5 protein-coding genes are annotated in these 3,779 nt (G+C 67.2%); 1 reads left to right on the plus strand and 4 read right to left on the minus strand.

What is annotated here, in order from left to right; all coding sequences use genetic code 11:
* Both EB084_21465 and EB084_21470 read right to left on the minus strand, forming a co-directional pair.
* Positions 1-480, minus strand: a 480-nt coding sequence (locus tag EB084_21465; GenBank protein ID NDD30833.1) for a serine/threonine protein kinase, incomplete at its 3' end; no start/stop codon positions are given.
* Positions 477-1,292 (minus strand): hypothetical protein, encoded by an 816-nt coding sequence (locus EB084_21470; GenBank protein ID NDD30834.1) that lies wholly within the window; start codon positions 1,290-1,292, stop codon positions 477-479. The genes EB084_21470 and EB084_21465, both read right to left, overlap by 4 nt.
* Before the next feature lie 172 nt (positions 1,293-1,464).
* Here EB084_21470 and EB084_21475 point away from each other — a divergent pair, with 172 nt between their 5' ends.
* Complete coding sequence (locus EB084_21475) at positions 1,465-2,079, plus strand: hypothetical protein (protein NDD30835.1); 615 nt, start codon at positions 1,465-1,467, stop codon at positions 2,077-2,079.
* Between the two features lie 48 nt (positions 2,080-2,127).
* Here EB084_21475 and EB084_21480 read toward each other — a convergent pair whose 3' ends face one another.
* Both EB084_21480 and EB084_21485 read right to left on the minus strand, forming a co-directional pair.
* The gene (locus EB084_21480) at positions 2,128-2,730 is read right to left on the minus strand and encodes an adenylate/guanylate cyclase domain-containing protein (protein ID NDD30836.1); all 603 of its coding nucleotides are present in this window, start codon (positions 2,728-2,730) and stop codon (positions 2,128-2,130) included.
* A 649-nt stretch (positions 2,731-3,379) separates the two neighbouring features.
* The coding region (locus EB084_21485; GenBank protein NDD30837.1) for a cytochrome c at positions 3,380-3,779 on the minus strand (400 nt) is incomplete at its 5' end.

Here is a 3,779-nt window from a genome sequence, read left to right on the forward strand (position 1 = left end):
GACGACGAACACGGTGCCAGCGCCGTCGAGCATCACGTTCGACGGTTTGAGATCGCGATAGACAAAGGGGCCCGAAGGGTGCTCGTGCAGGAACCGGAGATGCTGGGCAAGCTGTCGCGTGATGTCGACGACCTCTCGGAGCGACATCGCGCCTTCTCGCTCGACCCGCTCTTCCAGGGTCTCCCCGTCGATCATCTCCATCACCTGACAGCAGAGGCTCTCCTCCACGAAGTAGTCAGTCATGCGAGGAAACCCCGCATGGTCGAGGCTGAACAGGAAGCGGGCCTCGCGTTCGAACAGCGCTCGCGCCTCGTCGACCTCGGCTGGCGGCACGGCATCGAGATCGAGGGTCTTCAGTGCATGCACGGTGCCGCTCTGGAGGTTGCGCGCCCGGTACACCACCCCCATCGCGCCCGCTCCCGCGTGGGCCAGCACCTCATAGCGCCCGCGAATCACCTCTCCGACCTGAAGCAGCCTCACGGGGGCGGTGCCTTCACGAATCGAGACGCTTGCTTGATCAGCACGAGAGGCAGCGCAATGGTCACGAAGAGTCTGAGCAATACCCAGGCCCGCATCAGATCAACTTCGAACGCGCTGCCGGTCGTGGGGGTCCAGGCCAGGGTGACCCACCAGATGGAAGACATCCGAGCGGCAGCGAAGGGTGTCCAGATCGACAGTGTGCCCCAGAGCCAGGAAAGGTGGACGTCGAAGATCGCAAGCGCCCCCAGCGCGAGCAGCGGGGGCGTGATCAGCATCGCGCGGCTGAGCGTGGCGGCGACGTGCGTCCCCTGGTTGCGGGCATGCGAGAAGCGGACGCAGACGTATACCGCAATGGCCCCGGTTCCCGCGATATTGATCAGGGCGGCGAGGGTGCGGTCGATCGCCGTCGGCACGAGGTCGACCGCGGGGACGGACTGCCAGCAGAGCAGAGGCATCACCACGCAGCTCTCCGCCGCCAGCGGGAGCAGGGCAGCCGCTGTTCCGCCGAGCAGGAGGGCGAAAGGAGAGGTGCCGCCCCAGATCAAGGCGGCCCACGGGATGCCTACCCGAGAGGCGAGCCTGCACGCCGCGAACCCGAGGTAGATGAAGTAGATCTCGAGGACGCCGATGTCGCTCGTCTCTCTGCCAAGCGCTCCGAGAGACGGACAGGCCAGGGCGAGCACTGGGCTCCACACCAGGAAGACCTGGACGGCCAGGGCGATGAGGCCCTGATATCGGCAAGGCCCGTCTGCGTCTGGATTTCGCAGGCGCTCGAGCAGACCGAGGTTGAAGGCGTACCAGAATCCCCGCACACGTGTCTCCTCGACAGGTGAACTGCCACTCCTCGCGGAGTTCTCGACACAGGCGTGACGTCCTGCCGTTCGGTGTCTGGCCGCCACCCACGCCTTGCGAAGCGCCTCTTCTTGTCGTCGCCGCTCGCTCGAAGGGTGAAGGCGACCTTGTCGCGCGCCTCGAAGCCTGCAGATGGGCAGTCGTCACGGCTGCCACGATGATATAGAAAAGAGGGCTCCCATGTCACGCGCGCTGTCCGCTGCACTTCTCGCAGGTCTTCTGCTCACGTCCTCTCCCGCGGTACACGCAGCCCCTCCGGATGCTTGGAATCCACCTGCACCTAACGAACTCAAGGCGGGAAGCAGCGCACCCGCACCGCTCCCTGTGCACCACAAGCCCGATCTGGTTGCGCAAGACCCCATCGCCAACCCGCAGATCGTGCACATCGGCGCTTCCTTCCAGGTGACGTTCAAGGTCAAGAACATCGGCGCGGGCGCGTCCGCTGCGTCGACAGCCAGAGTGCTGGTGTGGCCGAGCGGGGGACCAGACGGCCCCAAGCTCATGCCCTCCACGCCACCCGTTGTCTTGAAGGTGCTGCCGGCCGTTCAGGCGCTGGCGCCGGGGCAGGAGGTCACCGTGAGCAGCGGTCCACTGACGTTCCCGGCGGGGGCTCCGGGAGGCGTGTACCTGGTTCAGTGCACCGCCGATTTCCCGCAGCAGCTCAGTGAGAGCAATGAGAGCAACAACGTCAGCCCGCAGAATGGTCAGGTGAAGCTCGTTGTTCGGGGAGCCAGCCTGGGGCAGTGAGGGCGCCTGGGTGGCTCTGCGTCAGCGGTGACGCAGAGCGCTTCTGTGTCAGCGAGGCTCGAAGAGCGCGTCTGACCCTGCGTGCGGGCCTGCTTCTTCGTGGTCGCACGGTCGCCAGCGCTCAGGCGAGCACCGTGCCACCGCGGCCGAGGCGAGCACGGGAAGGTCGAGCCGCGCAGTCATCCGCTGAATCCGTCGCGCCTCGTTCACGGTGCTGCCCACCACCGTGAAGTCGAGGCGCTCCATCGACCCGACGTTGCCGTAGGCCAGCTCGCCACGATGCAGACCGACGCCCAGGCTCAGGCCCCGGGGCAGCCGGACGTTGATCTCGCCCACGGCGCGCAGCGCGCGGGTCACGGCCTCCGGCGCTTCGAGCTCGAGGCCGTAGGGGAAGTACGCAAGCACGGTGTCTCCCATGAGCTTGAGCACCTCACCACCAGCCAGGGCGATCTGGCGCTCGACCACCTCGAAGAGGGTGTTGAGGTTCTCGGCCACGATCTCCGGCGGGTGCGCATCGCTCAGCGCCGCGAAGTTTCGAAGGCAGCTGAGCGGCGCTCCATCTCCCCGCGACGCAGGTCTCCGTTGAGCACCCGCAGGCCGCTGCGCGGACCGATGTAGGCGTTGGCGATCACGTTCGCCAGCACCCGCCATCGCGTGGCCCTGGCCACGGCTGCCGCCCCCCAGGTCATGGTGTGGATGGCGCGGGTGTCGGCGGCGCTGAACGCCTGCGAAGCAGGGGGAACGAACAACGCGATGGCGCGGTTGGGCGCGCCCGTCTCGATGCCGCCCAGCAGCGCGCTGACTCCGCCGCTCGTCTGCAGGGCGATCATTGCGGGCAGCTCGGTGCGGACGTCGAGCACCCGCCGTGCAACGCCGGTGGGAACGGCATCGATGAGCCAGGTACGGTCATCGGTCTGTGGCTGATCGCGGTGCAGGGGGTTGACGGCACAGACCCGTTGCTCCCGCGACTCCACGATCCACGTGTCGTTCACCTTCACGACGTAGTGCGGACCGTTCTCGGTCGTCCACTGCAGCCCCACGCTGGAGAGCAGGGGGTGATTGACGCCCAGGCGCATCTCGAAGCGCTCGAGCGGCACCCCGCGGGCTCGCAGAACCTCGAGCTGGGCAAGGGTGGCGTCTGCGCCGTGAGGCCAGGGGCGCGTGGCGATGTCGAGCAGCGCCGTGGCAATCTCGGGGTCTGGATCAGCAGGAGCGAGCATGGCGCAGAACACTTCTCAGGTGCGTTCAGGAGGTCCTTCGTCGCGTCGGGCGTTGACGGGGGCTTGGGAGAGCCTTGCGCTCAGCGACCGCGGAGCGACATCACATAGGCAGCGATGCTCCACATGTCCAGCGGTTTGAGCGATCTGCGAAACCCATACATGGCCGTCTTCGGGAACCCGTAGGCGATGGCGCGATAGACGCCCGCGTCGTCGGAGGGGTATTTGTACTCGTCCGGACGAGCGAGATTGCGCAGCCGGGTGTCGTTCAGCTGCACCGAGAACCCATCGCCCGCGCCCTGAGCGCCGTGACACGGAGCGCAGCTGGTGGCGAAGAGCGACCGGCCACGCGCCACCGAGGCGCCAGCCGGCATCTTCAGCTCGGCCGTCTCGGCATAGCCGGCAAGCCAGCTCGGGGCCTCGTATCCGGGCAGGTAGCGGCCGTCCTTCCGACGCGGGGAGAGCGGGCTGCGGCTCTCCGTG

The organism is Pseudomonadota bacterium, assembly GCA_010028905.1.
In the GTDB taxonomy this organism is placed as follows: domain Bacteria; phylum Vulcanimicrobiota; class Xenobia; order RGZZ01; family RGZZ01; genus RGZZ01.

Bases quoted from the DNA above. Each gene is read 5' to 3' on its own strand.
- EB084_21475 (NDD30835.1), top strand. From the start codon at position 1,465: ATGGGCAGTCGTCACGGCTGCCACGATGATATAGAAAAGAGGGCTCCC.
- EB084_21480 (NDD30836.1), bottom strand. From the start codon at position 2,730: ATGGCGGGTGCTGGCGAACGTGATCGCCAACGCCTACATCGGTCCGCG.